Genomic DNA, 4841 nt, shown 5'->3' with positions numbered 1-4841 from the left:
GCAGTGAACGGCTTGGGCAGGAAGCCCAAGACCGGTGCCCAAGCAAAGCAGGGACAGCGCCGCGCCGGGATCGTTCGTCATCAAGGCGCGACAACAGGCGCATAGTCGAACTATGCAACGGTTGTCGCAACACAGAGGACGGACGAAAAGACAAGCAGGATGGTATGTCATTTGACAGAAATCGCCTAAGGAATCCCGGCGACGCGGTTTCCGCACGCCGCACCCATGTTGAATGTGAGCCGAAATCACTGTTCGGGTAAAAGGAAGGCCCGGACCTGGCCGCCGGAAACGATGCCGGTTTGAGGGGTCGATCGGTTGCGATTCCGCTTTGGGACTCAATGAACGAACCCGGGAACATTGTTACCTCCCTCGGCTCCAAATTCTTCAGGCCCTGAGAAATCCCGCTTCGGCTCAACTCGATCACGAAGAGAACCCGTGCACCGATACACGCTTCCCAACCACATTCCATCTTTTCTGGTCCTGGTGTTGCTCGCCGGTCCGGTTTCGCCACCGGTGTTCGCAACGTCTGCCGGCGAGTCGGCTCCAGCAGTCGTAGTCTCCGAGGTTCGAAAGGACCGGTACGTCGACCGGGTCGAGGCCCTGGGTACGCTCAAGGCCAACGAGTCCGTCGACTTGTCTGCCTCTGTGACCGAAACCGTGGTAGACATCCGCTTCGATGACGGGGACCGGGTCGAGAAGGGGCAGCTTCTCGTCGAGATGAACAGCGGCGAGGAGCGCGCCGAGTTGCAGGAGCTGCGCGTGACGGTGGCCGAGGCCAAGCGGCAGTACAACCGTGTACGGGCGCTGGGCGCGACGGGCACCGAGACCGAATCCCTGATCGACGAGCGCAAGCGAGAGTGGGAAGCCGCGAAGGCCCGCCTGGCCGCAGTGGAGTCGAGAATCGCCGACCGTCGCATCACCGCGCCCTTCTCCGGGGTTATCGGCCTGCGTGATCTGAGTGTCGGCGCCCTGGTCGAACCGGGTGACTTGATCACCACGCTGGACGACGATTCCGTCATGAAGCTGGAGTTCCCCGTACCGAGCATCTATCTGCAGACACTGCGTCCCGGTCAGGCGATCGAGGCGACCGCACAGGCCTACGAGGGACACAGGATCGAGGGCAAGGTCAGTTCGATCGACAGCCGTGTCGATCCAGCGACACGTTCCATTCGCGTCCGGGCCATATTGCCCAACCCCCACCGCAACCTCAAACCGGGGATGCTGATGCGGATCGAACTGTTCAGAAACCCGCGTGAGGCACTGGTCGTCCCCGAAGAGGCGCTGGTACCGCTCGGCACCAGGCAATTCGTCCTGCTGGTGGACGAGATGGACGGGAACAGGGTGTCCCGGCGGGAGGTTCGGATCGGCGCGCGGCGGCCCGGAGAGGCCGAGGTCCTGGAGGGCCTCGAGGTCGGTGACAAGGTCATTACCCAGGGCACGCTCAAGGCCCGCCCCGGGCAGCCGGTGAGGATCATTGCGGTCAGCGATGGCAGCATGCCGCTCGGCGAATTCCTGAAGTCCCTGCCGGAATAGGCGAGTCATGTTCCTTTCCGACTTCTCGGTCACGCGTCCGGTCCTGGCCTCCGTGATGTCGCTGCTGCTGATCACCTTCGGGCTGATCTCCTTCGAACGACTGCCGCTGCGCGAATACCCCGACATCGACCCGCCGGTCGTTTCGATCGAGACCCTCTATCCGGGGGCGGCCGCCAACGTGGTGGAAACCCGAATCACCAACCCGATCGAGGACCGCATCGCGGGCGTGGAGGGAATACGCTCGGTCGCCTCGACCAGCGAGGACGGCCGTTCGAACATCACGGTCGAATTCGACGTCGGCCGGGATATCGACGCGGCGGCGAACGACATACGCGACCGCGTCTCGGGGGTGATGGACGAATTGCCCGAGGAGGCGGATCCGCCCGAGATTCAGAAGGTCGACAGCAACGACGACGTCATCATGTGGCTGAACCTCGTGGGCGACGACATGAGCGTACCGGAACTGACGGACTACGCCGAGCGTTACCTGGTCGACCGCTTCTCGGTGCTCGACGGTGTCGCAAGGGTCCGGATCGGCGGCGGACAGACCTGGGCGATGCGGGTGTGGCTCGATCGCCAGAAGCTGGCCGCACGTGGCCTGACCGTGGCCGATGTCGAGGCCGCACTGCAGGCCGGCAACGTGGAACTGCCGGCCGGCAGCATCGACTCCGACCTGCGGCAGTTCACGGTCCGGACCGAGCGGTTGTTCACGAACGCCGACGACTTTTCCCAACTGGTGCTGGCGCAGGGTGAGGACGGTTACCTGGTGCGCCTCGGGGACGTCGCGCGAATCGAGCGCGGCACGAACGAGGATCGCCTGTTCTTCCGTGGCAACACGGTGCCCATGGTCGGGATCGGCATCATCAAGCAATCCACCGCCAACACCCTGGCCGTCGCCGAGGCCGCAAAGGAGGAGATGCGGCGGATCAACGAGGGTCTTCCCGACGGGCTAGCGATCAAGCAGAGCTACGACAGCTCGGTGTTCGTGCAGGGCGCTATCGACGAGGTCTACAAGACCCTTTTCATCGCCATCGCCCTGGTGATCGGCGTCATCTACCTGTTTCTCGGCAGCGCGCGCGCCATGCTCGTACCTGCGGTAACCGTCCCGGTCTCCCTGATCGCCACCTTCATGGTGCTGCTCGCACTCGGGTTCTCCATCAACATCCTCACCCTGCTCGCGCTGGTGCTCGCCATCGGCCTGGTGGTGGACGATGCCATCGTGGTGCTGGAGAACATCCACCGGCGCATGGAGGAGTATGGCGAGACCCGTCTGGTGGCGGCATTTCGGGGAACACGGCAGGTCGGGTTCGCGGTCGTCGCGACCACGGTCGTGCTGATCGCCGTGTTCGTGCCGATCGCATTCCTGCAGGGAGACATCGGCCGGCTGTTCTCCGAGTTCGCCCTGACCATGGCGGCCGCGGTGGGTTTCTCCAGCTTTGTCGCGCTGTCCCTGTCGTCGATGCTCGCCTCCCGTGTTCTGCCTCAGGACGGCGGCCGGGCGCGTCTGTCCGGGCGCATCGACTGGCTGTTCGGCAAGGTCAGGGACGGGTACGGCATCGTGCTGCGAGGCGCCTTGCGTCACACCTGGATCGTCGGCCTGGTCTTCGCCGGCATCGTCGGTGCGTCGTACTGGCTGCTCGAGCGCATCCCGAGCGAGTACGCCCCCAAGGAGGACCGCGGGGTCTTCTATCTCATGGTGACTGGGCCCGAGGGTTCGTCTTACGAGTACATCGCGAACTACATGACCGAGATCGAGCGGCGCATGATGCCCCTGGTCGAGGCAGGCGAGATCGAACGGCTGCTGGTGCGGGCGCCGAGGGCCTTCAGCAATTTCGAGATCTTCAACACCGGGATCGTCATCAACGTGCTGACCGACTGGTCGCAGCGGCGATCCGCGTGGGAGATCATGGACGATGTCCGCAAGCGACTCGGGGACCTGCCGGGGATCAAGTCGTTTCCGGTGATGCGTCAGGGGTTCGGGGCGCGGATACAGAAGCCCGTGCAGTTCGTCATCGGCGGAGGGACCTACGAGGAGCTCGCCCAATGGCGCAACACGCTGGTGAAGAAGATCAACGAGGACAATCCCGGTCTGGTCGGACTCGACTGGGACTACAAGGAGACCAAGCCGCAGATCCGCGTCATCATCGACTACGACAGGGCCGCCGAGATGGGCGTTACGGTCGACGAAATCGGCCGAACACTGGAAACCCTGCTTGGCTCGCGGCGAGTCACGACCTATATCGATGCGGGAGAGGAGTACGATGTCATCCTCGAGGGAGAACGCGACGCACAGCGCACACCGACCAATCTGCAGAGCATCTATGTCCGTTCGGAACGCTCGGGCGAGTTGATCCCGCTCTCGAATCTCGTCACGCTGGAGGAATTCGCCGACTCCATCAAACTCAACCGCTACAACCGTGTCCGTGCCATCACGCTCGAGGCCAACCTGGCCGACGGGGTCTCGCTCGGCAGTGCGCTCGAGAGCCTCGAGACCCTGGCCAGGGAACACCTACCCGGCAAGGTGATCATTGACTACAAGGGCCAGTCCCGGGATTTCAAGTTCGCGAGCGCCGCGATCGCGTTCACCTTCGTGCTCGGCCTGGTGGTCGTTTTTCTGGTACTCGCGGCCCAGTTCGAGAGCTGGATCCATCCTCTGGTCATCATGTTGACCGTACCGTTGGCGATGGCAGGCGCCCTGCTAGGGCTGTATCTGACCGGGCAGACGCTCAACCTCTACAGCCAAATCGGTCTGATCATGCTCGTCGGGCTCGCGGCGAAGAACGGCATCCTGATCGTGGAGTTCGCGAATCAGCTTCGGGACGCCGGCAGGCCCTTTCGCGAGGCGCTGCTCGAGGCATCGTGCGTGCGGCTGCGCCCGATCATCATGACCGGCATCACCACCGCCGCGGGCTCCATTCCCCTGCTGCTGTCAACCGGCGCCGGTACGGAAACCCGTGTGGCGATCGGTACCGTCATCCTTTCCGGTACGCTGGCGGCGACCTTGTTCACCCTTTTCGTGGTCCCGGTCGCCTACGACCTCCTGGCGCGACACACGGGATCGCCAAAGCGGGTCAGGCGACAACTGGACAGGGAACTGGCTGAGGAAACACCTCAGGAGTGAGGCAATTATAGGAAGGTCGAACCCCCGTCGGTGCACCAGGGGACCTGCTTAGGCGATTTCTGTCAAATGACATACCATCCTGCTTGTCTTTTCGTTCGTCCTCTGTGTTGCGACAACAGTGACATAGTTCGACTATGCGCCTGTTGTCGCGCCTTGATGACGAACGAAAATCCGGCGCAATCTGGTA

At 63.1% G+C, this 4841-nt stretch carries 2 protein-coding genes; both read left to right on the top strand.

Going from position 1 to position 4841, the window contains the following annotated elements; all coding sequences use genetic code 11:
- Nucleotides 1–435: 435 nt before the first annotated feature.
- On the top strand, nt 436–1533 hold the full coding sequence (locus LJE91_09035; protein MCG6868853.1) for an efflux RND transporter periplasmic adaptor subunit: 1098 nt from the start codon (nt 436–438) through the stop codon (nt 1531–1533).
- A 7-nt stretch (nt 1534–1540) separates the two neighbouring features.
- Nucleotides 1541–4654 (top strand): efflux RND transporter permease subunit, encoded by a 3114-nt coding sequence (locus LJE91_09030; protein MCG6868852.1) that lies wholly within the window; start codon nt 1541–1543, stop codon nt 4652–4654.
- Nucleotides 4655–4841: the final 187 nt, after the last annotated feature.

It is taken from the genome of Gammaproteobacteria bacterium, assembly GCA_022340215.1.
Lineage (GTDB): Bacteria > Pseudomonadota > Gammaproteobacteria > JAJDOJ01 > JAJDOJ01 > JAJDOJ01.
The sequence above is the reverse complement of the archived record's forward strand: the minus strand, read 5'-3'. Positions and strand labels throughout refer to the sequence as shown.

What these genes read in the sequence shown, in the direction of transcription:
- LJE91_09030 (MCG6868852.1), top strand. Translation starts at nt 1,541, where the DNA reads ATGTTCCTTTCCGACTTCTCGGTCACGCGTCCGGTCCTGGCCTCCGTG.